The 25,920-nt window shown below is 68.6% G+C and carries 17 protein-coding genes; 10 read left to right on the forward strand and 7 right to left on the reverse strand.

From position 1 onward, the window contains the following. The first annotated feature begins 76 nt into the window (after nt 1–76). Nucleotides 77–1,255, forward strand: coding sequence for an acyl-CoA dehydrogenase (locus tag ACO07H_RS11875; RefSeq protein ID WP_422014320.1), 1,179 nt, complete (start codon nt 77–79; stop codon nt 1,253–1,255). Between the two features lie 68 nt (nt 1,256–1,323). Beyond that, a complete protein-coding gene (locus ACO07H_RS11880) occupies nt 1,324–1,782 on the forward strand; it encodes a YybH family protein (RefSeq protein ID WP_422014322.1) in 459 nt (152 codons plus the stop codon). Nucleotides 1,783–1,794: 12 nt separating this feature from the next. On the opposite strand, the gene ACO07H_RS11885 is transcribed toward ACO07H_RS11880, so the two are convergent. Further along, nucleotides 1,795–2,115, reverse strand: a complete 321-nt coding sequence (locus tag ACO07H_RS11885; RefSeq protein WP_422014324.1) for a low molecular weight protein tyrosine phosphatase family protein — start codon at nt 2,113–2,115, stop codon at nt 1,795–1,797. A gap of 26 nt (nt 2,116–2,141) precedes the next feature. Next, nucleotides 2,142–4,055 (reverse strand): glucokinase, encoded by a 1,914-nt coding sequence (locus tag ACO07H_RS11890; RefSeq protein WP_422014326.1) that lies wholly within the window; start codon nt 4,053–4,055, stop codon nt 2,142–2,144. 311 nt (nt 4,056–4,366) lie between these two features. Between ACO07H_RS11890 and glk the strand changes: the two genes are divergently transcribed. From glk to ACO07H_RS11925, 7 genes are all read left to right on the forward strand, one after another. After that, the gene (gene glk / locus ACO07H_RS11895; protein ID WP_422014328.1) at nt 4,367–5,359 is read left to right on the forward strand and encodes a glucokinase; all 993 of its coding nucleotides are present in this window, start codon (nt 4,367–4,369) and stop codon (nt 5,357–5,359) included. A gap of 394 nt (nt 5,360–5,753) precedes the next feature. Next, nucleotides 5,754–8,564 carry a TonB-dependent receptor gene (locus ACO07H_RS11900; protein ID WP_422014330.1) on the forward strand — a complete coding sequence of 937 codons (2,811 nt, stop codon included), beginning with the start codon at nt 5,754–5,756 and terminating at the stop codon, nt 8,562–8,564. 130 nt (nt 8,565–8,694) lie between these two features. Next, entirely contained in the window at nt 8,695–10,974 is a 2,280-nt protein-coding gene (locus tag ACO07H_RS11905) for an alpha-amylase family glycosyl hydrolase (protein ID WP_422014332.1), read from the forward strand. 68 nt (nt 10,975–11,042) lie between these two features. Next, nucleotides 11,043–12,557 (forward strand): tryptophan halogenase family protein, encoded by a 1,515-nt coding sequence (locus ACO07H_RS11910; RefSeq protein ID WP_422014334.1) that lies wholly within the window; start codon nt 11,043–11,045, stop codon nt 12,555–12,557. A gap of 72 nt (nt 12,558–12,629) precedes the next feature. Further along, on the forward strand, nt 12,630–13,922 hold the full coding sequence (locus ACO07H_RS11915; protein WP_422014336.1) for an alpha-amylase family glycosyl hydrolase: 1,293 nt from the start codon (nt 12,630–12,632) through the stop codon (nt 13,920–13,922). Next, nucleotides 13,919–14,665 carry a sugar nucleotide-binding protein gene (locus ACO07H_RS11920; protein ID WP_422014338.1) on the forward strand — a complete coding sequence of 249 codons (747 nt, stop codon included), beginning with the start codon at nt 13,919–13,921 and terminating at the stop codon, nt 14,663–14,665. Before ACO07H_RS11915 ends, ACO07H_RS11920 begins: the two co-directional genes overlap by 4 nt. Before the next feature lie 29 nt (nt 14,666–14,694). Continuing rightward, nucleotides 14,695–15,534 carry a PA4780 family RIO1-like protein kinase gene (locus ACO07H_RS11925; protein WP_422014340.1) on the forward strand — a complete coding sequence of 280 codons (840 nt, stop codon included), beginning with the start codon at nt 14,695–14,697 and terminating at the stop codon, nt 15,532–15,534. 32 nt (nt 15,535–15,566) lie between these two features. Here ACO07H_RS11925 and ACO07H_RS11930 read toward each other — a convergent pair whose 3' ends face one another. From ACO07H_RS11930 to ACO07H_RS11950, 5 genes are all read right to left on the reverse strand, one after another. Then, nucleotides 15,567–18,032, reverse strand: a complete 2,466-nt coding sequence (locus ACO07H_RS11930; RefSeq protein WP_422014342.1) for an alpha-amylase family glycosyl hydrolase — start codon at nt 18,030–18,032, stop codon at nt 15,567–15,569. Nucleotides 18,033–18,039: 7 nt separating this feature from the next. Further along, nucleotides 18,040–18,930: a maltose ABC transporter permease MalG gene (malG, locus tag ACO07H_RS11935; protein WP_422014344.1), complete on the reverse strand. Its 891-nt coding sequence runs from the start codon at nt 18,928–18,930 to the stop codon at nt 18,040–18,042. Between the two features lie 291 nt (nt 18,931–19,221). After that, nucleotides 19,222–20,817 carry a maltose ABC transporter permease MalF gene (gene malF / locus ACO07H_RS11940; RefSeq protein ID WP_422014346.1) on the reverse strand — a complete coding sequence of 532 codons (1,596 nt, stop codon included), beginning with the start codon at nt 20,815–20,817 and terminating at the stop codon, nt 19,222–19,224. Next, nucleotides 20,814–21,983 carry a maltose/maltodextrin ABC transporter substrate-binding protein MalE gene (malE, locus tag ACO07H_RS11945; RefSeq protein WP_422014348.1) on the reverse strand — a complete coding sequence of 390 codons (1,170 nt, stop codon included), beginning with the start codon at nt 21,981–21,983 and terminating at the stop codon, nt 20,814–20,816. The genes malF and malE overlap by 4 nt, the downstream gene beginning before the upstream one ends. Then, nucleotides 21,980–23,101 (reverse strand): ABC transporter ATP-binding protein, encoded by a 1,122-nt coding sequence (locus ACO07H_RS11950; RefSeq protein WP_422014350.1) that lies wholly within the window; start codon nt 23,099–23,101, stop codon nt 21,980–21,982. Before ACO07H_RS11950 ends, malE begins: the two co-directional genes overlap by 4 nt. A 357-nt stretch (nt 23,102–23,458) precedes the next feature. On the opposite strand from ACO07H_RS11950, the gene ACO07H_RS11955 reads away from it, so the two are divergent. Continuing rightward, complete coding sequence (locus tag ACO07H_RS11955; RefSeq protein ID WP_422014352.1) at nt 23,459–25,912, forward strand: glycogen/starch/alpha-glucan phosphorylase; 2,454 nt, start codon at nt 23,459–23,461, stop codon at nt 25,910–25,912. Nucleotides 25,913–25,920: the final 8 nt, after the last annotated feature.

Here is a 25,920-nt window from a genome sequence, read left to right on the forward strand (position 1 = left end):
TCGGCAGGCGGTGCAACACTCGTGGTCATCCGCGCCCGTCGCTTCCTGCCGGGCGCTTGCGCATTCAGGAGACACCATGGCCCACAAGGCGAGCTTTCACTGGGATGACCCGCTGCTGCTCAACGAGCAGCTCGGCGACGACGAGCGCATGGTGCGCGACGCGGCGGCGGCCTACTGCAACGACCGGCTGCGCCCGCGCGTGCTGGAGGCGTTCCGCCACGAGCAGACCGACGCGACGATCTTCCGCGAGATGGGCGAGCTGGGGCTGCTGGGGCCGACCATCCCGGCCGAGTACGGCGGCGCCGGCCTGAACTACGTCAGCTACGGGCTGATTGCCCGCGAGGTGGAGCGCGTGGACTCCGGCTACCGCTCGATGATGAGCGTGCAGTCGTCGCTCGTCATGGTGCCGATCTTCGAGTTCGGCAACGAGGCGACGAAGCAGAAGTACCTGCCCAAGCTGGCCAGCGGCGAGTGGATCGGCTGCTTCGGCCTGACCGAACCCAACCACGGCTCCGACCCGGGTTCCATGATCACCCGCGCCCGCAAGGTGGCGGGCGGCTACGAGCTGACGGGCAGCAAGATGTGGATCACCAACAGCCCCATCGCCGACGTGTTCGTCGTCTGGGCCAAGGACGACGACGGCGCCATCCGCGGCTTCGTGCTGGAGAAGGGCGCCGTCGGCCTGGGCGCGCCGGCCATCCACGGCAAGGTGGGACTGCGCGCGTCCATCACCGGCGAGATCGTCATGGACAAGGTGTTCTGCCCGGAGGAGAACGCCTTCCCCGACGTGCGTGGCCTGAAGGGTCCGTTCACCTGCTTGAATTCAGCCCGCTACGGCATCGCCTGGGGCGCTTTGGGCGCGGCCGAAGACTGTTGGCACACGGCCCGCCAGTATGTGCTGGACCGCCAGCAGTTCGGCAAGCCGCTGGCGGCCAACCAGCTCGTGCAAAAGAAGCTGGCCGACATGCAGACCGAGATCACGCTGGGCCTGCAGGGCTGCCTGCGCCTGGGCCGCATGAAGGACGAGGGCACGGCGGCCGTCGAGATCACGTCCATCATGAAGCGCAACTCCTGCGGCAAGAGCCTGGACATCGCCCGCACGGCGCGCGACATGCTGGGCGGCAACGGCATCTCGGACGAGTTCGGCATCGCCCGCCACCTCGTCAACCTGGAAGTGGTGAACACCTACGAGGGCACGCACGACATCCATGCGCTGATCCTGGGCCGGGCGCAGACGGGCATCGCGGCGTTCTGACGACCCGGTGACTTGTGGCAAGGCCGGGGCGGCCCGGCATGCTGGCGGTCTCGCCACAGGAGACCGTCATGACCACGCGCCGCCACGCCTTGCTTGCCGCCGCCAGCCTGCCCGCTGCGGCGCATGCGTCTGCCGAGAGCTGGCCGGCGGAGGATGACATCAACCGCCGAGTCTCTGAGGTCACGGCCATCGAGATGGCGTTCGCGGCGCGCATGAAGCATCGCGACGCGACGGGGTTCAAGCGCTTTCTCGCGCGCGACGCGATTTTCATCAACGGCAAGACGCTGCTGCGCGGGCCGGACGCGGTGATGGCCGCGTGGCAGAAGTTCTTCGACGGCCCGAAAGCGCCGTTCGCGTGGGCGCCGGACCTCGTCGTCGTGCTGCCCAGCGGCGACCTCGCGCAGAGCAGCGGGCCGGTGACCGACGCCGACGGCAAGCTCGTCGCGCGCTTCCAGTCCGTGTGGCGGCGCAAGCCGGCCGGCGGCTGGGAGATCGTGTTCGACCAGGGCTCGGACGTGTGCCGCTGAGCGGCCGAGGCCTCAGCCCAGGCCCAGCAGCGGCGGCACGGCCGCCTCCAGCAGCTCGACCAGCGCCGGGTCCATGAAGCGGTAGTCGTCCGGGATGTCGAGCACATGCAGTGGCTTGCCCGCCAGCGCCCCGGCATGGTCCTGCAGCAGACGCGCCTTGTGCCGGTTTTCCATCGCGATGACGACATCGGCCCAGGCCAGGTCGGCCTCGCCCACGCGGCGCCTTGCGCTGGCACTGGTGCCGGCCGAACGCACGGCAAGCGCCGGGTGGCGGCGGAACACCTGCTCGGCCGTCGGGCTGCGCCACTGGTTGCGGCTGCAGACGAACAGCACGCGCAGCTTCTCGCCCGCCCGCCGCGTCACCGGCTGTGCGAGGTCAGCCGCGACAGCGGCGAGGCCAGGCTGATGCCGGGCGCCGCCGTGCGGGCGCCGCGTGCGGGCTTGGCGTCTTCGTCGTCCACGGCGGCGACCACGCTCAGCGCGGCGACGCTCTCGGGGTTGCGCCGCATGGCGATGCCCACGGCCAGGATGTCGATGACCAGCAGCGCCAGGATGCGGCTGACCATGGGCAGGTGGGTGGCCACGTCCTCGATGTGGTCGACGATCAGCGCGGCGTCGGCCTTCTTGGCCAGCGGGCTCTGGCTGGCGGTGATGGCGATGACCTTGGCGCCGCGCTCCTGGGCCTTTTCCACCACCTGCAGCAGCTCGGGCAGCCGGCCGCCGCTGCTGATGACGACCGCGACGTCGCCCGCGCGCAGCACGTCGGCCGCCAGCAGCTGCAGGCGCGGGTCGGTGTAGGCGCCGCACGGCATGCCGAAGCGCAGAAACTTGAACTGCGCGTCCAGCGCGACGACGCTGTAGTGGCCCAGCGCGAAGAACTCCACCCGGCCGGCGGCGATCAGCATCTCGACGGCGCGGGCGATGGTGTCGCGGTTCAGGTGGCTGCGCACCTGCAGGATGGCGCTGGCCGTGTTGCCCAGCACCTTCGCACCCAGCTCCAGCATGGAGTCGTTCGTCGTCACCTGCGTGTGCGTGATGGGCACCGTGCCGGTCAGGCCCGACGCCAGGCGCAGCTTGAAGTCCGACAGGCCCTCGCAGCCCAGCGACCGGCAGAAGCGGATGACCGTGGGCTGGCTGACGCCGGCCGCGCGCGCGATCTCGACGATGGGGTCGTTCAGCACCGAGCGCGGCTGCGCCAGCACCAGGTCGGCCACGCGCAGCTCGGCGGGCGACAGCTCGCTGCGCGCACGGCGGATCTGGCCCAGGATGGCCGAGCCGGGCGAGGCCTGCAGGTTGCGCAGCTGGTTCTCGAGGATGGACGAGGCGCCCTTGAAGGTGGCGTGCTCGGCCGTGATGACGAAGGTGGGGATGGCCGAGACGTAGTCGCTGAAGCGCCCCTTGTCCTCGAAGCGCGCGCGAAAAGGGCTGCGGTCGAAGTACTCGCCCAGGCGCGGCACGATGCCGCCGCCGATGTAGATGCCGCCCAGCGACCCCAGCGTCACGGCCAGGTTGGCGGCGGTGGTGCCCAGCAGGCCGCAGAAGACGTCCAGCGTCTCCAGGCAAAGCGGGTCGCCATCGTCCAGCGCACGCTGGGTGATGGCGGGCGCCAGCAGCGGCGTGACCTGCATGCCGTGGCGGTCGGCGAGCGCGCGGTAGATCAGCTCCAGCCCGGGGCCCGACACCAGGCGCTCGTAGGAGACGTGGTCCAGGCTCTTCCAGGCGTAGCGCAGCAGGTCCAGCTCGCGTTCGTCGCGCGGGCCGAAGTTGGTGTGGCCGCCCTCGGTGCCCAGCGCGATCCAGCCTTCGCCGGCCGGGATCAGCCCCGACACGCCCAGGCCCGTGCCGGCGCCCAGCAGGCCGATGACGCTGGGCCGGCGCGCCTGGCCGCCGCCGACCTGGCGCACGTCGGCCTCGGCCAGGCGGGGCAGGGCCATCGCCAGCGCGGTGAAGTCATTGACGACGACCAGCGTATCCAGCCCCAGGCGCTGGCGCATTTCGTCGATGGAGAACTGCCAGTGGTAGTTGGTCATGCGCACCTGGTCGCCCTCGACCGGGTTGGCGATGGCGATGGCCGCGTGGGCGATCTGCTGCGCGCCACCGTCCTGCCAGGTCAGCCCCTGCAGGTAGGCCTGCACGGCGGCGTGGAAGTCGGCATGGTCGGCGCAGCGCAGCGAGGCCATCTGCGTGAACTCGCCGGGGCCGGTCTCCAGCGCGAAGCGGGCGTAGGTACCGCCGATGTCGGCAAGCAGGCGGGGGCTGTCGAAGCGGGGCATGGGCAATGAACCAGGCGGCAGGATGGACGAGGATTATCGGCAGGCACGGAGCCACAGAACGCCAGTGGGACGAGCCGGCCGGGTGTAGCTTCACTACACCCCTGCGATCACCGGTTTTCTGCAGAGAAAATGGCGGCGTTGGCGCGGCTGGCTGGCCGGCAGCTGACGGTCCGGGTGAGCGTCTATTGTCGGGGGGGTGTAGTTTTGCTACCGTCCGCCGCGACCGAAATTTCACCTGCCCAGCCCGTGCCTGTCTTTGCCTGCCTTCTGTCCTTTTGCGTGCTCCTGCCCACCGTTGCGGGAGTGGGGGCATGAGCGCCGCCTATCCCTGGCTGGTGGCCGACATCGGCGGCACCAATGCCCGTTTCGGCACGGTGGCCGGCCCCGGCGCGCCGGTGGCGGATGTGCGCGTGCTGCCGGTGGCCGGGCATGCCGGCCCGGCGGCTGCGGTGAAGGCCTACCTGACCGGTCAGGACCCGGCGCATCCGGCGCCGAAGAGCGCAGCCTTCGCGCTGGCCACGGCGCTGGATGGCGACCAGATCGAACTGACCAACGGCGCATGGAACTTCTCGCGTGCCCGCACGCAGGCCGAACTGGGCCTGCAGACGCTGCTGTGCCTGAATGACTTCGAGGCGCTGGCCTTGTCGCTGCCGCGCTTGAGCGGCGCGCAACTGCGCCCCTGGGCCGCGGCGCCCGACCTCGGCGGCCCCGTGCCGACAGGGACCGTGCTGGCCGTCATCGGCCCGGGCACGGGGCTGGGCGTGGCCGGTGTCGTGCGTGCGGGCGACCGCTGGCTGGCGCTGCCGGGCGAGGGCGGGCACATGACGCTGGCGCCGGCCGACGACTTCGAGAGCGCCGTGCTGGGCGAGGCGCGCCAGGCCTTCCCGCATGTATCGGCCGAGCGTTTCCTGTCGGGCATCGGCCTGCCGGTGATGTGCCGCGCCGTCGCAGCCGTCATGGGGCAGGGCGAAGACGTGTCGGCCCTGTCGACCGAGCAGATCGTGGCGCGCGGCCTCGGCGGCGAATCGCCGGCCTGCGTGCGCACGCTGGACCTGTTCTGCGCGCTGCTGGGCGGCTTTGCCGGCAACGTGGCGCTGACCCTGGGTGCGCGTGGTGGCGTGTTCATCGGCGGCGGCATCGTGCCGCGGCTGGGGGAGCGCTTCTTCCAGTCGGCGTTCCGCCGCCGCTTCGAGGCCAAGGGGCGCTTCCAGTCCTATCTGGCCGGCATCCCCACGGCCCTCATCACCGACACGCTGGCCGCCCTGGCCGGCGCGGCCCAGGCGCTGGACCAGGCCGACGCCTGACGCGCGGCGGGCTGCGGCCCGCGCCATGCCCGCTGAACCTTGCTCAGCCCCGCCTCCCGGCGGAGGGCGCAGCCTTGCCCATCGCGCATTCGGTCATCGGATCGGGAAGCCGGCGCATTGATGTGTAGTTGAGCTACAAATTGGCGGTGTTTTGTAGTGTCGATAGCGACGCTCCGGCGCCTTGATGTCGGTTAAATACTGGCAAACCCTTGGTATTGGCCTGAAACCAGGTCGCTTTGCTGCAACGTCTAGGGTTTACGCAGGGATGCTGATAAATCTAGTTTTGATACAAACACCTCTGAGACGTTGGGTTCTAGCCCCTGAGACGAGCGCCAACAACGCTGGCGACCGGCTTGAGGGCAGGCCGTTTTCCAATGAGACAGAGGAGACAAACATGACCATGAACAAGGGCAAGCGCGCCGCTGCGCGCGAGTTCCGCATCAGCCCGGTGGCGGTGGGCTGCACGCTGCTGATCGTGTCTGCGGGCGCGCTGGCGCAACAGGCGCAACAGGCGCAGCAACTCGAGACGGTGACCGTCACCGGCATCCGCAAGGGCATCGAGGCCGCGATCTCGGTGAAGAAGAACAGCGACTCCATCGTCGAGGCGATCTCGGCGGAGGACATCGGCAAGCTGCCTGACGCCAGCGTGGCGGAGTCCGTGTCGCGCCTGCCCGGCGTGGCCATCCAGTTGAGCCCCGTCACCGGCCGTGCCCAGCAGGTCAGCGTGCGCGGCATGTCGCCGGACTTCAACGGCGGCCTGCTGAATGGCCGCGAGCAAGCGTCCACCGGCACCGGCCGCGGCGTCGAGTTCGACCAGTACCCGGCAGAACTGCTGGGCGGCATCGTCATCTACAAGACGCCGGACGCGTCGCTGGTGGGCCAGGGCCTGTCTTCGACCATCGACCTGCAGATGGTGCGGCCGCTGAACTTCGCCACGCGCACGATGGCGGTGAACTACCGCAAGGAACACAACACCAAGGCCGAGAACCTGCCGGGCTTCACGACGGGCAGCGGCGACCGCGCGGCGTTCTCGTACGTCGACCAGTTCGCCGACCGCACCTTCGGCGTGGCGCTGGGCATCACCAAACACAAGTCCAACGGCGGCGGCCGTCCGAACTTCAACACCTGGGGCGGCTGGGTGGCGGACGTGCCCTACAACGGCGGCACCGTGAAGACGCCCGGCGGCTTCACGACGGACATCGAGACGACCGACTTCGACCGCAAGGGCGCGATGGCGGTGCTGCAGTTCCGGCCGAACAAGGACTTCGAGTCCATCGCCGACATCTTCTATTCCAAGGGCGACTTCTCGGTCAAGAAGCGCGGCCTCGAAGGCCCGCTGGGCGGCCTGTCCGCCGGCGCGAACGACCAGGGCGGCACACTGATCAACGCGACGGTGTCCAACGGCATCGCGACGTCGGGCACGTTCACGAACTGGAAGGGCGTCATCCGCAACCACAACGAGGACTACACCGACGAACTGAAGTCCATCGGCTGGAACAACCGGCTGAATGCGGGCGCCTGGACGCTGAAGGCTGACCTGTCGTACTCGGGCGTCGACAAGCACTCGGTGCGCTACGAGACGACGGCCGGCCTGCCGGGCAACACGGTCAACAACGCGGACACGATCAGCTTCTCCGGCTTCGACGGCTCCAACCTGGCCGACGTGAAGTACACCAGCGGCCTGAACTACGCCGACCCCAAGCTCATCAAGCTGACCGACGTGCAGGGCTGGGCCGGTGCCACGGGCGTGCAGGATGGCTTCTACGCCAACCCCACGACCAAGGACAAGATCAAGGCCGCGCGCCTGTCGGGCAAGACCGACGTGTCCTGGGGGCCGGTGGCGGCCGTCGAGGTGGGCGGCAACTTCACCCGCCGCACGAAGGACCGCGTGGCCGTCGAAGGCGCGCTGGCCGTCAAGAGCGCACTGAATGCCGACGGGACGTTGAAGGACCGCCTGGCCTTTGCCGACATCCCCAACCCGACCGTGGGCGTGGGCGGCCTGACCGGCATTCCGACGCTGAACTGGAACCCGGCCGGCTCGCTCGGCTCCGTCTACACGCTGATCCCGTGGACCGTGCTGGACATTGCCAGCAAGAGCTGGGGCGTGTCCGAGAAGGTGGGCACCGCCTACATCAAGGGCGACATCGACGGCAAGATCGCGGGCCTGGACGTGCGCGGCAACATTGGCCTGCAGATCCAGCACACGCAGCAACGGTCGACAGGCTTTCGCGTCGACCAGGCCACCTGCGTGGAGGCCACCAAGAGCTGCTCCTACATCGGCATGGCCGACGGCCACAGCTACAACGACTTCCTGCCCAACCTGAACCTGACCACGCAGCTGACCAACGACAGCCTGCTGCGTTTCGGCCTGGGCCGCGTGCTGGCCCGGCCGAACATGGAAGACATGAAGACGTCGCTGGAGCTGTCGCTGAAGACGGACATCAGCCCGCAGCGACTGAACGCCACCGGCGGCAACCCGAAGCTGGAGCCGTTCCGCGCCGATGCGCTGGACCTGTCCTATGAGAAGTACTTCGGCAACAAGGGCTACCTCAGCGCTGCCGGCTTCTACAAGAACCTGAAGACCTACATCCTGAACGTGGGCCAGCCGTTCGACTTCAAGCCCTACGTGACGCCCAGCACGACGCTGCCGCCGGGCGGCAGCACCGTGGGCGTGTTCACGCAGCCGGTGAACGGCTCGGGCGGCTCCATCCGTGGCGCGGAGCTGGCGGTGAACGTGCCGCTGTCGCTGGCCACGAACTGGCTGGACGGCTTCGGCGTGGCGGTGAACTACTCCTACACCGACAGCGCGGTCGAGCTGGACGCCTCGGGCTTCGCGACGCAGAACGTCAAGACGACCAAGATCCCGCTGCCCGGCCTGTCCAAGCAGGTCACCAACCTGCGCTTCTACTACGAGAAGTACGGCTTCCAGATCGCCGTCGCCGCGCGCAAGCGTTCGGACTACCTGGGCTCGATCAACGACTACCAGGACCGCAACCAGCTCGTCTACATCAAGGGCTCGACCGGCGTCGACTTCCAGACGTCCTACGAGTTCAGCAGCGGCTGGCTCAAGGGCCTGTCGCTGATGGCCCAGGGCAGCAACATGACCAACCCCTGGTTCTCGTACTACGACGCGTCCAACGGCCAGACCACGGACCGCAAGAAGTTCGGCAAGTCGTACCTGCTGGGCCTGAGCTACAAGCTCTGAGTCCATCCCCGGCACCCGGGGCTCGTGAAGCCTCGGGTGCCCTGTCTTCCCGCCCCCCAACGTATCTCTACCGCAGCGCGGATGAGCCGCGCAGCCGTTCTCTCGTCAACCCAACCGACAGGAGCTGGACATGGATCTGAGCGTTTTCAATCTCTCGCGGCGCACGCCCGCAAGCTGGGGCCGTGTGCTGGCCCTGAGTTCCTGCATCGCCTTCGCGCTGGCGCAGCCGGCCGACGCGGTCACGGCCAGCGGTGCGCTGGGGCCGGTGACGCCCAAGGACGTGGTCTACCAGATCATCACCGACCGCTTTGCCGACGGTGACACCAGCAACAACGTGCCCAGCGGCTTCGACCCGACGCTGTACGACGGCACCGGCGCCGACCTGAAGCTCTACCAGGGCGGCGACTGGCAGGGCATCATCGACAAGATCCCCTACCTGAAGAACATGGGTGTCACGGCGGTCTGGATCTCCGCGCCTTACGCCAACCGCGACACGGCCATCCTGGACTACCAGCCCGGCGGCGGCATCGACCGCTGGACGAGCTTCCACGGCTACCACGTCCGCAACTACTTCGCGACCAACAAGCACTTCGGCAACCTCGCCAAGTTCAAGGCCTTGCGGGATGCGCTGCATGCCCAGGGCATGAAGCTGGTCATCGACTTCGTCACCAACCACACCAGCCGCTGGCAGAACCCGACGGCCGGCTTCGTCGCCGAGGACGGCAAGCTCTACGAGCCCGACAAGGACGGCAGCGGCAACTACTGCTTCGACGCGGGCGGCGAGCCCTACAACTGCTCCGGCTCGTCGGCGGTCGAGAACCTGCTGGCCGACCCGAACAACGACGTCAACGGCTGGTTCCACGGCCTGGGCGACCGCGGCAGCGACAGCAGCCGCTTCGGTTTCCGCCACAAGGAACTGGGCTCGCTGGCCGACTTCTCGCAGGAGAACACCAACGTCGTCGCGCACCTGGAGAAGGCCGCCGCGTTCTGGAAGGCGCTGGGCGTGGACGGTTTCCGCCATGACGCGACGCTGCACATGAACCCGGCCTTCGTCAAAGGCCTGAAGGACGCCATCGACTCGGCGGCGGGCGGCCCGCTGGCCCACTTCGGCGAGTTCTTCATCGGCCGGCCCGACCCCAAGTACGACGAGTACCGCACCTTCCCCGACCGCACCGGCGTCAACAACCTGGACTTCGAGTACTACCGCGCCAGCACCAACGCCTTCGGCAACTTCAGCGAGACCATGACCCAGTTCGGCAACATGATGTTGCAGACCTCGGCGGACTACATCTACGAGAACCAGGCCGTCACCTTCCTGGACAACCACGACGTCACGCGCTTTCGCTACGTCCAGCCGAACGACAAGCCCTTCCACGCCGCCATCGCCACGCTGATGACGGCGCGCGGCACGCCCAACATCTACTACGGCACCGAGCAGTACATGTCGTCGGTCAACGCCAGCGACATCGCCGGGCGCGGCTTCATGCAGGTGGCGGCACCCGCCTTCAGCCAGACGACGACGGCCTACCAGACCATCAAGAAGCTCGCCGCGCTGCGTGCGTCCAACGAGGCGCTGGCCTATGGCGAAACGTCGGTGCTGTACTCCAACAACGACGTGCTGGTCTTCTCGCGCAAGTTCTATGACAAGCAGGTCGTCGTCGCGGTCAACCGGCATCCGAGCACCAGCTACACGGTGCCGGTGCTGGCCACGACGCTGCCCGGCGGCAGCTACAGCGACGTGCTGACCGGCACGCTGTCCGGCGGCACGGCCACCGTCAGCGGCGGGCAGATCGCCAGCTTCGTGCTGGGCGGCGGTGCCGTCAGCGTCTGGTCCTACAACCCGTCGCTGGGCACCACCCTCCCGCGCATCGGCGACGTCGCCTCCACCTCGGGCCGTGCCGGCAACACGGTCTATGTCTACGGCACCGGCCTGGGCGGCACGCCCACCGTGAAGTTCGGCACCGCAACGGCCAGCGTCGTGTCGGCGAGCGACACGCTCATCGAGACCACCGTGCCCGCGACCGCCGTGCCCGGCGTGTTGAACATCACCGTGCAGAAGGGTGCCAACACCAGCAACACCTTCCGCTACGAGGTGCTGTCGGGCGACCAGGTCCAGGTCATCTTCAAGGTCAATGCGGCGACGACCGTGGGGCAGAACGTCTACGTCGTCGGCAGCATCCCCGAACTCGGTTCGTGGGACCCGGCCAAGGCCTCCGAGGTGATGATGAACCCGAACTATCCGCAGTGGTTCCTGCCCGTCAGCGTCCCCAAGGCCACGCAGTTCGAGTTCAAGTTCATCAAGAAGGACGCCAACGGCACGGTGGTGTGGGAAGGCGGCAGCAACCGCGTCTTCACCTCGCCGTCGAGTTCGACGGGCACCGCCGACACGGCGGTCTACAACTGGCAATAATCGCCGCCGAGGCCGGCAGGGCACCCTGCCGGCCGCTCGCATGACCATCCGCTGACGGACCCCATCCTGTGCACGCCTCGCCCCTGAACAACGTGACCATCGTCGGTGGCGGCACCGCAGGCTGGATGACGGCGGCGGCCCTGGCCACCGTGCTGAAGGGCCGCTACCGCATCAGCGTCGTCGAGTCGGACGAGATCGGCACCGTGGGCGTCGGCGAGGCGACGATCCCGATGATCCAGCGCTTCAACCAGCTGCTGGGCATCGACGAGGACGAGTTCCTGCGCGAGACGCATGGCAGCTTCAAGCTCGGCATCGAGTTCGTGAACTGGGGCCGCCTGGGCGACCGCTACATGCACGGGTTCGGTCGCATCGGCCGCGAGCTGTGGCCGGTGGGCTTCGAGCAGTACTGGCTGCGCATGCGCGCGCTGGGCCGCGCCGCGCCGCTGGAGGCCTACTCCATCGCGCGCATGGCGGGCAAGGCCAACCGCTTCATGCCGCCGCGCCACGACATCGAGGATTCGCCGCTCGGCGAGATCACCTACGCCTACCACTTCGACGCCAGCCTCTATGCCCGCTATCTGCGCCGGCGCAGCGAAGCGCTGGGTGTCGTGCGCGTCGAGGGGCGCATCATCGACACCGTGCTGCGCGCCGAAGGGCCGCAGGCCGGCCATGTCGAGGCCGTCGTGCTCGACGGCGGGCAACGCATCGACGGCGACCTGTTCATCGACTGCTCGGGTTTTCGCGGCCTGCTGATCGAGCAGGCGCTGCAGACCGGCTACGAGGACTGGACGCACTGGCTGCCCTGCGACCGGGCGTGGGCCGTGCCCTGCGAATCCGCCGGGCCGCTGACGCCCTACACGCGCTCGACCGCGCACCGCGCGGGCTGGCAGTGGCGCATCCCGCTGCAGCACCGCACCGGCAACGGCCACGTCTACAGCAGCGCCCACATGAGCGACGACGAGGCAGCGGCTGTGCTGATGGCCAACCTCGACGGCGCCGCACTGGCGGAGCCGCGCATGATCCGGTTCAAGACCGGCATGCGCCGCCTGGCCTGGAACCGCAACGTGGTGGCCATCGGCCTGTCCAGCGGCTTCCTGGAACCGCTGGAATCGACCAGCATCCACCTGATCCAGTCCGCCATCCAGCAGCTGATCGACTTCTTCCCCGACCGCGGCTTCGAGCCCGCGGACATCGACGAGTTCAACCGCCAGGCGCGTTTCAACGTCGAAAGCGTGCGCGACTTCGTCATCCTGCACTACCACCTGAACCAGCGCGAGGATTCCGAGTTCTGGCGGCAGTGCGCGCACATGGACGTGCCGGCCACGCTGGCGGAGAAGATCCGGCTGTTCCAGAGCCACGGCCGCATCGTGCGCTTCAACAACGAGCTGTTCAGCGAAGTCGGCTGGCTGCAGGTCATGGAAGGCCAGAACCTGCGCCCGAGGCGCTGGCATCCCATGGTCGAGCTGCAGTCCGACGACGCCACGCAGGCCTACCTCGAAAGCGTGCGCGAGGTCATCGCGAAATGTGTCGCCGTCATGCCAGACCACGCCGCCTACATCGCCCAGCACTGCCGCTCGACCTGAGGGCCGGGCGCGGCGCCGCTTCCGCCACTGCGCGGCAACCGACTTTCCACAGGCCCTCCCATGCGCTTGCCGTTGCGACGCCGCACCCTGCTGGCCGCCACCTCGTCGCTGGCCTTGCCCGCCATGAGCTTCGCCGCCGACATGCCCCACACGTCCTGGAGCCGCCAGGCCGTCCTCTACCAGGTCAACGTGCGCCAGTTCTCGGCCGAAGGCACGCTCAAGGCCGTGCAGGCGCAACTGCCGCGGCTGCGCCGCATGGGCGTGGACATCCTGTGGCTGATGCCCATCCAGCCCATCGGCCGGCTCAACCGCAAGGGCACGCTGGGCAGCTACTACTCGATCAGCGACTACACGGCCGTCAACCCCGAGTTCGGCACGCTGGCCGACGCCCGGGCCTTGGTGGCCGAGGCGCACCGGCTGGGTTTCAAGGTCATCCTCGACTGGGTGGCCAACCACACGGCCTGGGACCATCCCTGGGCCACGGCGCACAAGGACTGGTACAAGCTCAACGCCCGGGGCGAGGTCTATGCCGTGACGTTCAACGAAGGCCAGCCCGGCGAGGAGCACTGGGACGACGTCGTCGCGCTGGACTACAAGAGCGACGCGCTGCGCACCGCGATGATCGACGCGATGGCGTTCTGGGTGCGCGAGGTGGGCCTGGACGGCTTTCGCTGTGACGTGGCCCGCCTGGTGCCCACCGACTTCTGGGTGCGCGCCCGCCAGGCGCTGGACGCGGTCAAGCCCCTGTTCATGCTGGCCGAGTCCGACGCCATCGAACTGCACACCAGCGGCGCGTTCGACATGACCTACTCGTGGGACCTGGCGGACCAGGTCTTCAAGAAGATCGGCAAGGGCGAGCCGGGTGCGCCGTTGCTCAAGGCCTGGCTCGCCAAGCAGCCGGCCGGCTACCCGCCGCAGGCCTACCGCATGCGCTTCACGGCCAACCACGATTTCAACTCCTGGCACGGCACCGATGCCGAGCTGTACGGCGATGCCTACCAGGCCCTGGCCGTGCTGACGTTCACGCTGCCCGGCATGCCGCTGATCTACAACGGCCAGGAGTCGCGGCTGACGCAGCGGCTGGCGTTCTTCGAGAAGGACCCCATCGCCTGGAAGACCCACGAGCTGGCCGACTTCTACGCCGGCCTCGCGGCGCTCAAGCACAGTCACCCGGCGCTGGCCGCGGGCCAGTACGGCGCGCCGGTCACGCTGCTGGACGGCCCCGCCGACGTGGTCGCCTTCGAGCGCCGGCTCGGGCCCGACGTGGTGCGCGTGGCGGTCAACCTGTCCGCAGTCGCGCAGACCTGGCAGGGCCGGGTGCTCAAGCCCTGGGGCTGGCAGGTGCTGGCAAGCGCGGCGGCATGAAGATCCTCATCACCGGCCTGAACGGCACGCTGGCGCCCCGGCTGGCCGAGGCCGCGCGGTCGGCGGGCCACACCGTCATCGGCTGGGATCGCCACGCGGTGGACCCGGACGACGAGGGCGTGTCGGCCGCGTGGCTGTCCGCGCAGTCGGTGGACGCCGTCGCCCACCTGGGCATGGGGTCGGCGCGCTTCGCCGGCTGGCTGGCATCGCGTTGCCCCAACTTCCTGTTCACCAGCACGGCGATGGTGTTCGACGCCGCGCCGGGCGGCCCGCACGACGTGGCCGACGCGCGCACGGCCCGCGACGACTACGGCCGCTACAAGATCGACTGCGAAGACGCGGTGCTGCTGGCCAGCGAGCGGCCCGTCATCGCCCGCATCGGCTGGCAGATCGACCCGAGCCGGCCGGGCAACAACATGCTGATGGCGCTGGACGACCAGCAGCGGCGCGACGGCCGCGTGGCAGCGAGCCGCGCGTGGACGCCGGCCTGCTCGTTCATGACCGACACGGCCGCGGCGCTGCTGACGCTCATCGAGCGGCCTTTGCCCGGCGTGCACCACCTGGACAGCAATGCCGGCGAGGCCTGGCGCTTCGATGAGGTGGCCCGTGCGTTGGCAAGCGAGTTCGGACGCGACTGGCGCGTCGACACGAACGACGATTACCGCCACGACCAGCGCCTGGTGGGCGGCGCGAGCGGCATGCCGCCGCTGTCGGCCCGGTTGCCCGGCCTCACCCGCGCCTGACGGCAGGCCGCCTCGCCGACAATGGCGGCATGAAAGCACCCGCGCGCCTGCAGGCATTGATGGACGAAGGCCTGATCGACAGCGTCGTGCGGCAGCTCAAGAGCGGCAAGGAGGCCGACGTCTACGTCGTGCGCGTGGGCGACGACACCTGCGCTGCCAAGGTCTACAAGGAGGCCAACAAGCGGGGCTTCCGCCAGGCGGTGGACTACACCGAGAACCGCAAGGTCCGCAACAGCCGTCAGGCGCGCGCGATGACCAAGCGCACCGCCTACGGCCGCCAGCAGCAGGAGGCGGCGTGGCAGAGCGCCGAGGTCGATGCGCTGTACCGCCTGGCCGCGGCCGGCGTGCGCGTGCCGCGGCCCGACAACTTCCATGAAGGCGTGCTGCTGATGGAGCTGGTGGCCGACGCCCATGGCGACGCCGCACCGCGCCTGAACGACCTGAGCTTCACCGAGGCCGAGGCGCGCCAGCACCACGCGACGTTGATCGGCGAGGTGGTGCGCATGCTTTGCGCCGGCGTCATCCACGGCGACCTGTCCGAGTTCAACGTGCTGCTGGCGGCGGACGGCCCGGTCATCATCGATCTGCCGCAGGCCGTGGACGCTGCCGGCAACAACCACGCGCCGCGCATGCTGCTGCGCGACGTGGACAACCTGCGCAACTTCTTCGGCCAGTACGCGCCGGCCCTGCGGTCCACGCAGTACGGGCCGGAGATCTGGTCGCTGTACGCGGCCGGCCTGCTGGTGCCGGACATGCCGCTGACCGGCCGCTACGAGCACAAGCCCGGTGCGGTGGACTTGTCCGGCGTGCTGCGCGAGATCGAGGACGCGCGGCTGGAGGAAGCCGCGCGCGTGCTGCGCATGGGCTGACCGCCGGCGGGGGTGGCGCCACCCTGGCGCGATCAGGGCGTGACGAGCACGCGGCCGAACAAGGCGGGCACGGTCAGCCGGATCCTGCCGTCGCGCACGGCCACGGCCTGGCCGCCCAGCGCATCGCGCAGGTGCTTCGCCGCGAACGGCAGCCGCACGGTGACCGTGCGCGCCTTGGTGCTGTTGTTGGTCGCTGTGATGGCCCAGGTCTTGCCGTCCTGGCGGGCCAGCACGACGACGTGCTCGTCCACCAGCAGCGGGGCGCTCAGGCTGCCGTGGCGCAGCACGGGCAGGTCGTGGCGCAGCTGGGTCAGCCGCTTGAAGTCCGCCAGCAGCGTGCGGTCGGGTTGACCGCCTTCGTCGGCCCAGGGGTAGGGCGCGCGGTTGTAGGGGTCGTCGCCGCCACCCAGTCCCACCTCGTCGCCGTAGTAGATGGTCGGCGAGCCGGGGTAGGTCATCTGGAAGAACACGGCCAGGCGCAGGCGCTGCTTGGCGAGCTTGAGCGCGTCGGCGTCGCCATCGTCCTGGGCCGCGCCGGGCCGCCCCAAGCTGCCCGGCTCCCCTCGGGGGACGGACGCCGCATCGCGGCGGCCCAGGGGCTCCGTGTAGCCGAAGTGGAAGAGGGCGCGGGCCTGGTCGTGCGTGGACAGCAGGTTCATCAGCGCGTAGAGCGCCTGCGGCGGGTAGGCCTCGCGCAGCAGCTCCAGGTTGGCGTAGGTCTGCTGCGCGGACTTGCCGGCCGCGTAGTCCAGCACCGCGTTGCGGAAGATGTAGTTCATCGTGCTGTCGAACATGTCGCCCAGCAGGAACTTGGAGGCGTCGAACCAGGTCTCGGCCACCGTCAGCGCGTCAGGCTTCTTCGCCTTCACGGCCTGGCGCCATTCGCGCCAGAAGTCGTCGGGCACCCAGGGCGCCACGTCCATGCGCCAGCCGGCCGCGCCGCGGTCCAGCCAGTAGTGGGTCACCGAGTCGGGGTCGCGGTAGGCGTAGGCGCGAAAGGACGGGCTGTCCTTGTCGATCTCGGGCAGGTCCTTCACGCCCACCCAGCCCTGGTACTGCTTGTCCGGATCGGTCTCGTCAGGCTTGAACTTGAACCAGTTGGCGTAGGGCGAGGCGGGGTTGATCTTGCCGTTGTCGAACGCGCCACCCGCTGGGAAATTGCCGAAGCGGTTGAAGTAGGGCGAGTCCGAGCCGACGTGGTTCAGCGAGGTGTCGGGGATCACGCGGATGCCCAGCTTCGCGGCCTCGGCGCACAGCCGCACGAAGTCCTCGTTGCTGCCGAAGGCCGGGTCGATCTGCTTGTAGTCGGCCGCGTCGTACTTGTGGTTGCTGGGCGCGCGGAACACCGGCGTCAGGTAGATCGCGTTGGCGCCCAGGTTCTTGATGTAGCCCAACTTCTCGATGAGGCCGGCGAGGTCGCCACCGAAGAAGTCGTTGTTGTAGAGGGCGTCGGAGCCGTCGCCGGTGCCCGGCTTGAACGGCTGCTCGTTCCAGGTCGCATGGCGCTCCACGTCGCGGTCCTGGTAGCGGTCCTGCGGCCGGCCGCCGCCGGGGCGCGGGTCGTTGGTCTTGTCGCCGTTGCGAAAGCGCTCCGGGAAGACGTAGTAGTACACGACGTCGCGCGCCCAGTCGGGCACGGTGAAGCCGGGCGCGTAGACCGTCTGGCGGTAGCGGCGCACGCGGCTCAGGTCGCCGGGCAGGCGCTCGATGCTGGCTGCGCCCATCGAGCCCTTCTCGCGCGTCCAGTAGACCGTGTCCTTGTTGTTCTGCAGCGCATAGCGGCCGCTGGCGGTCTCCAGCTCGAACCAGTAGCCGTAGACGCCGATGTCGTCGAAGCGGTACGTGGCCGAGAAGCCGCCCCCCTGGCCGCGTGGTGCGGGTGTCATCGCGACGCGGGCCAGCGGCTCGTAGGCCAGTTGCTCCTGGTTGCCCGTCAGGCGGCGGCGCTCGATGACCAGCGTGGCGCGTTGCAGGCCGGGCACGTCGCTGCCGATGCGGAAGGTGAATTCGCGGCCGGCCGGCTGGGCGCCGAAGGGGGACTTGAAGGCGCTGCTGCGCGAGTCGAAGCGAGCTGCGAGTGCCGCGCGGTCGGTGATGGGCTGCACCGGCGTGGGCGAGAAGCTTTTGGGCCCGACCTCCAGTTGCGGTGGGCCGGCCGCGTCGAAGCTCAGGCGCAGCGTGTGCTCGCCGCTGAAGTCGCGCTTCAGGTTGCCGTTCGCGCCGCGCGTCAACCGGCCCTGCGCGTCGGCGCCGAAGGTGAGGTGGGCGGTCCAGGACTCGTCGGCCAGCTTGAACTCCTGGGCACCCTGGGCGCTGAGGTTCAGGTAGTAGGCGTCGCAGCGGTATTCGAAGGCCTGTTCGTCCTGCGCCACCCATTGGTTGAGGTTGCCGCGCAGGTAGAGCGTGGCGTCGCCCAGCGGCGCGGGCTGGCAGTCGGCGGCCTGGCTCATCGGGGCGAATGGAAGCAGCGCTGCGCACAGCGCGAGGGATCTGAGCATGTGAACCTCAACCTTTCACACCGCCCGCCGTCAGGCCGGACACGATCCAGCGCTGGGCGAACAGGAAGACCGCCGTGATCGGCAGGCCGGACAGCACGGCCGCGGCGGCGAAATCGCCCCACAGGAAGCGCTGGTCGTGCAGGAAGTATTTGGAGCCCACGGCCAGCGTGAGGTTGCCTTCCTCGCGCAGCAGGATGGAGGCGACCGGGTACTCGATGATGGTGCCGATGAAGGCCAGCACGAACACCACCATCAGGATGGGAATGGCCATGGGCAGCAGCACGCGGGAGAAGGCCTGCCAGTGCGTCGCGCCATCGACCTTGGCGTTCTCCTCGATCTCGACGGGGATGGTCTCGAAGTAGCCCTTGATGGTCCACACATGGGTGGCGATGCCGCCCAGGTAGGCCAGTACCAGGCCGGCGTGGGTCTCGATGCCCAGCGCCGGCACATAGCTGCCGATGGTCTCGAAGATCGCATAGATGGCCACCAGCGCCAGCACCGGCGGGAACATCTGCAGCAGCAGCATGCCGTTCAGGATGGGCTTGTCGAAGCGGAACTTGAGGCGCGCGAATGCGTAGGCAGCGGTCGTGGAGATGCCGACGATGAGGAACGCCGAGATGGTGGCGATCTTGATGGAGTTCCACAGCCAGCTCAGCACGGGGAAGGGCGGCTGCACGAGGCTGCCATCCGCGGCCTGGTAGGGGATGCCCAGCGCCAGCTTCCAGTGCTCCAGGCTGATCTCGGTCGGGATCAGGCTGCCGGTGGCGAAGTTGCCGGGCCGCAGCGAGATGGACACGACCGCCAGCAGCGGGAAGAGGGTGATGGCGATGAACACCCACATCACGGCGTGGCCGGCGAGGGTGCGCCAGCGGGCTTGTTTGCCGAGGACGATGGCCATTTCTATGAACTCCGAATGCTTGGTTGGGAGGGGATCAGGCCGGGTGGGCGGTCTGCTCCGTGTCCCTTCTTTGCCTGCCCTGAACGGGCGGCAAATTCATTCCTTTACCTGCGCAGCCCACCCACCCGGCCTGATCCGGCCAGCGCTGTTCTGCTTGTCGCGAAAACGCAGTGGCACCCGTTGGTGAGCGAGGTGGCCGAGGGGCGAAGGTAAAGGAGGAGACCGCGCAGCAGGCGGGGGACACGAAGCCCCTCGGCTGCCGCGCTTGCCAACGCCCACGCGTGGTCCCCGTCATTTCTGTGCCTTCGCGGACAACCGCAGATTGACCAGCGAAAGCGCCGCCACCAGGAAGAAGATCAGCGTCGAGATCGCCGCGGCCAGGCCGAAGTCGGAGCCCGAGTCCTTGAACGCGATGCGGTAGGTGTAGCTGACGAGGATGTCCGTCTGGCCCGCGGGGAGCTTGGTGGACAGGAAGTCCGGCCGGCCGTCGGTCAGCAGCGCGATCAGCACGAAGTTGTTGAAGTTGAATGCGAAGGCGCTGACCAACAGCGGCGCCAGCGGCTTGATGATGAGTGGCGCGGTGATCTTGAAGAAGTTGGTGAACGGGCCGGCGCCGGCCAGCGCGGAGGCTTCGTACAGGTCTGCCGGGATGGACTTCAGCAGCCCCGAGCACAGGATCATCACGTAGGGGTAGCCCAGCCAGACGTTGACGATGACCAGCATGGTCTTGGCCAGCAGCGGGTCGGCGAACCACGCGGGCTTGACGCCGAACAGCGCGTCCAGGATGGCGTTGATCTCGCCGAAGTTCTGGTTGAACAAGCCCTTGAAGACGAGGATGGAGATGAAGCCCGGCACCGCGTAAGGCAGGAACAGCAGCGTGCGGTAGGTGGTGCGGTACTTCATGCCCTCCCAGTTCAGCAGCACGGCGAACAGCATGCCGATGCCGGTGGAGAACAGCACGGTCAGCGCCGAGAACACCACCGTCCACGAGAAGATGGCCAGGAACGGCCCGCGGAACTCGGCGTCGAACAGCATGCGGGTGTAGTTGCCCACGCCGATGAAGGCCTTGAAGCCGGGTTGCAGCACTTCGCCGCTGGCCGACTCGAAGAAGCCGGTCTCGCGGTTGGCCTTGAAGACGGCGCCGTCCGCGGCGCGGGTCAGGCTGGCGTCGGCATTGGCGGTCCACGTCGGCTTGATGGGGCCGAACTCGCGCAGGCCGAGGTAGTGCAGCTCGGTCTTGTCCGGCAGCACGAGCAGCAGCTGGGCGAGTGCGTCGCGGTGCTTGATCAATTCGGGCAAGGGCAGCGCGGCCTGCAGTGGCGCGGTGAGGGGCAGGCGCTCCGCGTCGGTGGTGCTCAGGTCCACGCGCAGCTCGCGGCTGACGCTGCGCAGCGCCAGCGGCGGCGACACCCAGCGCGGGCTGGCCTCGCCGTCGGCGCGCAAGGCGAGGCGGAACTCGGCGCCGTCGGCATGCAGGCTGTAGGCCAGCACTTTGTCTTCCACCGCGTCGTGCTGCTCCAGCAGGTACTCGCGCACACGGCTTTCGCTGAGCAGGTGGGTGCTGGAGTAGTTCGTGAAGCCGATCTGCGCCGTGTAGACCAGCGGGAAGGCGATGAACACCAGCATGCCGGCCAGGCCGGGGAAGAGGTAGCGCCAGGCCACGCCGCTGCGGCTCAGGTAGATGTAGAAGCCGGCCGTGAACAGCACCAGCAGCCCCGCCGCCCAGGCGGCCTGGCCCGTCGTGTAGACGGCGAAGACGAGGGACAGCGCCGCGAGGATGGCGGCAGCGGCCAGCGGCCAGCGCAACCAGGCCGCCAGCTTGGCGAGCAGGGTGGGTGGCAGCGTCGTGTAGGCGCCCTGGCCCAGGGATGAGGACAACGTGTTCATTTGTTCAGCAGCATCCGTGCGGCCGCGCCGTCCAGCGCGGCCTTGGGCGACTGCAGGCCGTTCGTGATGGCTTCCAGCGCCGCGTCCATCGCGGTCCAGAAGCGGCCCACCTCGGGGATGTTGGGGATGGGCGCACCGTTGCGCGCATTGGTCATGCTGGCGGCGATCAGCGGGTTGACGGACAGCTCGGCGTAGAAGGCCTTGTTGGCGGGCACGCCCAGGGCCACGTCGGCGTCCAGCACCTTCAGCGCCTCGGGGCGCATCAGGTGGTTTTCGATGAACTCCTTGGCGAGGTCCTTGTGCTTGCTGGGTGCCGAGATCATGCAGCCCAGCACGCCGACGAAGCTCTTGCTGGGCTTGCCGGCGATGACGGCCGGGATGGCGGCCACGCCGAAGTCGATCCCGGCTCGCCTGGCGTTGTCCCAGGCCCAGGGGCCGGAAATCATCATGGCCACCTCGCCACGGGCGAACGCCGATTCCATCTCCGCGTAGCGTGCGCCCCGGGGCATGTGGCCGTCCTTGATGAGGCGCTCGATCATCTGCGCGCCGGCCAGTGCACCGGCGTTGTTGACGTCCACCTGCTTCGCGTCGAAATCGCCCTGCGCATCGCGGCCGAAGATGACACCGCCGGCGCCGGCCAGCATCGGCCAGCTGAAGAAGCTCTTGTTGTAGTCCCACAGCACGGCGCGCTTGCCCTGGGCCTGCAGCTTCCTGTCGATGGCGATCAGCTCGTCCCAGGTCGCCGGCGGCGTGGGCACCAGCGCCTTGTTGTAGATGAGGCCGGTGGTCTCGATGGCCAGCGGGTACCCCCAGATGCGGCCGCGGTAGCTCATGGCCGCCCAGGCCTGGTCTTCGACCTCGGCCTTGAGCCGGGCGGATGGGCGCAACGGCGTCAGCAGGCCGGCCTTGGCCCATTCGCCGACGCGGTCGTGCGGCCAGCAGAAGATGTCCGGGCCCTTGCCGGCACCGGCCGCCTGCTGGAACTTGTCGGTCGCGTCCACCGGGTGCTCCACGACGACCTTGACGCCCGACGCCTTCTCGAAGATGTCGCCGACCTTCTGCAGGCCGTTGTAGGCCTTGTCGCTGTTGATCCAGACCAGCAGCTTGGGCGAGTCGGCCAGCGCGGGCGCTGTGACCAGGGCCACCACCAGGGGCAACCACCTCATGCCGAGAGCTCCGGCGCGGCCAGCCGGCGCAAGGCCTTGCCGCTCACGTCGAACACATACAGCGCCTCGGCCGGCAGGTGCAGGGTCAGCGCCTGGCCGCTGCGCAGCCGGTCGGCGCCGTTGCGCCCCTCGAACTGGCAGGTCAGCGCCTCCTCGACGCCGGGGTAGGGGCAGTACGCGAAGGTCACGCCCCCCAGCGACTCGACGAAGGCCACCGTGCTGTGCAGCTGGTTGCCGGGGCCGTCGGTGCGGATGTGCTCCGGCCGCACGCCCAGCGTGACCTTGTCGCCCACCCGGGCCGCGCTGCCGTCCACGCGCGCGCGCAGCACCACGGCGCCGCCGGCGAGCTTCACGTCGACGTGGCCGGGTTCGATGGCGGCCAGCTCGCCCTCGATGAAGTTCATCTTCGGGCTGCCGATGAAGCCTGCCACGAACAGGTTGCGCGGATGCTCGTACAGCTCCAGCGGCGAGCCGACCTGCTCGATCCGGCCGGCCGACAGCACCGCGATGCGGTCGGCCAGCGTCATGGCCTCCACCTGGTCGTGGGTCACGTAGACCATGGTGGTCTTGAGGTCCTCGTGCAGCTTGGCGAACTCGTAGCGCATGCGCACGCGCAGGGCGGCGTCCAGATTGGACAGCGGCTCGTCGAACAGGAAGACCTCGGGCTTGCGCACGATGGCGCGGCCGATGGCCACGCGCTGGCGCTGGCCGCCGGACAAGTCCTTGGGCTTGCGGTCCAGAAGATGTTCGATGTGCAGGATCTTGGCAGCGGCCCGCACGGCCGTCTCGATCTCGGCCTTGGGCACCTTGGCCAGCTTCAACCCGAACGCCATGTTGTCGAACAGGTTCATGTGCGGGTACAGCGCATACGACTGGAACACCATCGCGATGCCGCGTTCGCTGGGCGGCACGTCGTTGACGACGCGCCCGCCGATCTTCAGCTCGCCGCCGGTGATCTCTTCCAGGCCGGCGATGGAGCGCAGCAGCGTGGACTTGCCGCAGCCCGAGGGCCCCACGAACACCATGAACTCGCCGTCGCGGATCTCCAGGTCGATGCCGTGCAGGATGCGGACGTCGCCATAGGCCTTCTCCACGCCGGTCAAGCTCACGTCTGCCACATCGAACCTTTCAGCGCCGGCGGCGCAGCGCGGCCGGCTTGTCTCGCAGTTATCAAGAGCGCAAGTTCCTGCCCTGCGCCTGTTTCTGTAGACAATATACAGCTCTGAACCGTACAGAACAACAGGATTGGCCCGATGTGGATTCCATGAATTCCATGTGAATCAACGGGTTGGCTGCAAAACCGGGTTTTCCCGATGTAGTCAAACTACACAATGCCGTCCCGCTGCCCGATACTTTGGCCCGCGCTGCCGCTCGGGTAGCATTCTTGCCCTCGTCGCCGGGGGCTGGCACTGATGAACACCCCAACCCTTCTCGGCTCCGCGCAGTCTCGCTCCCGCAAATCCAAGGCCGCCGCGATGAAGCCCTCCGCAGTCACTCCCGAAGTCCAGGCGCTGCGCGCTGCTTTCGAAGCCGCCTATGAGCGCGAGCTGTCGCAATCCAGCCAGGGCGCGACGCCGCAGGCCGCGCTGCATGCCGCGGCCATCGCCTGCCGCGAGACGCTGGCGCGCCGCTGGGCCGCCACGCAGGCGGCCGACGCGAAGCGCGGCGAGGCCGCGCCGGTGCGCCGCGTGCACTACCTGTCGATGGAATTCCTGATGGGCCGCGCGCTGTCGAATGCGCTGGCGGCGCTGGGCCTGGTCGAGCCGCTGCAGGCCAAGCTGGCCCAGCACGACCTGGCCCTGGGTGACGTGCTGGAGCGCGAGCCCGACGCGGCGCTGGGCAACGGCGGCCTGGGCCGCCTGGCGGCCTGCTTCCTGGACAGCTTCGCCGAACTGGAGCTGCCGTCCTTCGGTTACGGCCTGCGCTACCGCTACGGCACCTTCGCGCAGGTCATCAGCCAAGGCCGCCAGATGGAGCAGCCCGACGACTGGACGCGCGACACGCCCGCGTGGGAGCTGTCGCGCCACGACCTGCGCTACGCGGTGGGCTTCGGTGGCCGCGTGGAGGTGGACGACGCCGGCGTGCGCCGCTGGATGCCCGCCGAGCGCATCGAGGCGCAGGCCTTCGATTTCATCGTGCCAGCCCACCACAGCGAGCGCGTCTCCACGTTGCGCCAGTGGCAGGCCACCGCGGCGCCCATCGCCTTCAAGCCGTTTTGCGAGGGTGACTACCCCCGCGCCGCACGGCACCAGGTGCTGGCCGACGCGATCAACTGGGTGCTGTACCCGGACGACTCCACCGAGCAGGGCCGCGAGCTGCGGCTGAAGCAGGAGGCCTTCCTCGTCAGCGCGTCGCTGCAGGACCTGATCGCGCGTCACCTGCGCGAGTTCGGCAGCCTGCACAACCTGGGCCGAACCAACGCCATTCACCTGAACGACACGCACCCGGCGCTGGCGCCCGCCGAGCTGATGCGCCTGCTGCTGGACGAGCACGGCCTGGGTTGGGACGAGGCCTGGAAGATCACGCGCCAGGCCGTGGCCTACACCAACCACACGCTGATGCCCGAGGCGCTCGAGACCTGGCCCGTTCGCATGTTCGAGAACCTGCTGCCGCGCCATCTCGAACTCATCTACGAGATCAACCAGCGCTTCCTGAACGAACTGAAGGCCCGCTTCCCCGGTGACGACGGTCTCGCGGCGCGCGTGTCGCTGATCGACGAGGGCGCCCATGGCGGCGAGCGCCGCGTGCGCATGGCGTCGCTGGCGCTGGTGGCGTCGCACCGCGTCAACGGCGTGGCCGCGCTGCATTCCGAGCTGATGGTGCAGACCATCTTTGCGGACTACGCGCGCATCTGGCCGGACCGCTTCCACAACGTCACCAACGGCGTCACGCCGCGGCGCTGGCTGCAGCAGGCCAACCCGCAGCTGTCCGGCCTGCTGGATGCGCACATCGGCGACGGCTGGCGCCAGGACCTGTCTGAGCTGACAAAGCTCAAGCCGCTGGCCGCCGACCCGGCGCTGGGCCAGCAGTTCCTGGCCGTCAAGCGCGCCAACAAGGAGCGCCTTGCCGCGCTGATCCGCCGTGAACTGGGCATCGCGGTCGGCGTGGACAGCCTGTTCGACATCCAGATCAAGCGCATCCACGAGTACAAGCGCCAGCTGCTGAACCTGCTGCACGTCATCAGCCGCTACCAGGCCATCTGCGAGAACCCTGGCGCTGACTGGGTGCCGCGAACGGTCGTCATCGCCGGCAAGGCGGCGTCGGCCTACCAGATGGCCAAGAGCATCGTGCGCCTGGCGCACGACGTGGGTCGCGTCATCAACAGCGACCCGCGCGTGGGCGACAAGCTCAAGCTCGTCTTCCTGCCCAACTACGGCGTCACGCTGGCCGAGACCATCATCCCGGCCGCCGACCTGTCCGAGCAGATTTCGACGGCCGGCACCGAGGCGTCCGGCACCGGCAACATGAAGTTCGGCATGAACGGCGCGCTCACCATCGGCACCTGGGACGGCGCCAACATCGAGATGGCCGAGGCCATGGGGCCGCAGAACATGTTCGTGTTCGGCCTGCGTGCCGACGCGGTGGCCAAGATCAAGCAACTGGGCTACGACCCCAGGCTCTACGTCGAAGAGAATCGCCAGCTCAAGCGTGTCGTCGAGCTGATCGCATCCGGCGCGTTCAGCAACGGCGACACCGACCGCTACCGAAGCCTCGTGGACAGCCTGCTGAGCCGCGACACCTACCTGCTGATGGCCGACTTCGCCGACTACGTGGCCACGCAGGCGAAGGTGGATGCGCTCTTTGCCGACCGCGCGGCCTGGGCCGAGCGCGCGCTGCTGAACATCGCGGGCATGGGCCCGTTCTCGTCCGACCGCACCATTGCGGAATACGTCGATCGCGTCTGGTCCACCCAAAGCCTGAAGAACTGACACCCTCC

This window comes from Roseateles sp., from assembly GCF_965229315.1.
GTDB lineage: Bacteria > Pseudomonadota > Gammaproteobacteria > Burkholderiales > Burkholderiaceae_C > Pelomonas.

What these genes read in the sequence shown, in the direction of transcription:
- ACO07H_RS11875 (WP_422014320.1), top strand. Translation starts at nt 77, where the DNA reads ATGGCCCACAAGGCGAGCTTTCACTGGGATGACCCGCTGCTGCTCAAC.
- ACO07H_RS11880 (WP_422014322.1), top strand. Translation starts at nt 1,324, where the DNA reads ATGACCACGCGCCGCCACGCCTTGCTTGCCGCCGCCAGCCTGCCCGCT.
- ACO07H_RS11890 (WP_422014326.1), bottom strand. Translation starts at nt 4,055, where the DNA reads ATGCCCCGCTTCGACAGCCCCCGCCTGCTTGCCGACATCGGCGGTACC.
- glk (WP_422014328.1), top strand. Translation starts at nt 4,367, where the DNA reads ATGAGCGCCGCCTATCCCTGGCTGGTGGCCGACATCGGCGGCACCAAT.
- ACO07H_RS11900 (WP_422014330.1), top strand. Translation starts at nt 5,754, where the DNA reads ATGACCATGAACAAGGGCAAGCGCGCCGCTGCGCGCGAGTTCCGCATC.
- ACO07H_RS11905 (WP_422014332.1), top strand. Translation starts at nt 8,695, where the DNA reads ATGGATCTGAGCGTTTTCAATCTCTCGCGGCGCACGCCCGCAAGCTGG.
- ACO07H_RS11920 (WP_422014338.1), top strand. Translation starts at nt 13,919, where the DNA reads ATGAAGATCCTCATCACCGGCCTGAACGGCACGCTGGCGCCCCGGCTG.
- ACO07H_RS11925 (WP_422014340.1), top strand. Translation starts at nt 14,695, where the DNA reads ATGAAAGCACCCGCGCGCCTGCAGGCATTGATGGACGAAGGCCTGATC.
- ACO07H_RS11930 (WP_422014342.1), bottom strand. Translation starts at nt 18,032, where the DNA reads ATGCTCAGATCCCTCGCGCTGTGCGCAGCGCTGCTTCCATTCGCCCCG.
- malG (WP_422014344.1), bottom strand. Translation starts at nt 18,930, where the DNA reads ATGGCCATCGTCCTCGGCAAACAAGCCCGCTGGCGCACCCTCGCCGGC.
- malF (WP_422014346.1), bottom strand. Translation starts at nt 20,817, where the DNA reads ATGAACACGTTGTCCTCATCCCTGGGCCAGGGCGCCTACACGACGCTG.
- malE (WP_422014348.1), bottom strand. Translation starts at nt 21,983, where the DNA reads ATGAGGTGGTTGCCCCTGGTGGTGGCCCTGGTCACAGCGCCCGCGCTG.
- ACO07H_RS11955 (WP_422014352.1), top strand. Translation starts at nt 23,459, where the DNA reads ATGAAGCCCTCCGCAGTCACTCCCGAAGTCCAGGCGCTGCGCGCTGCT.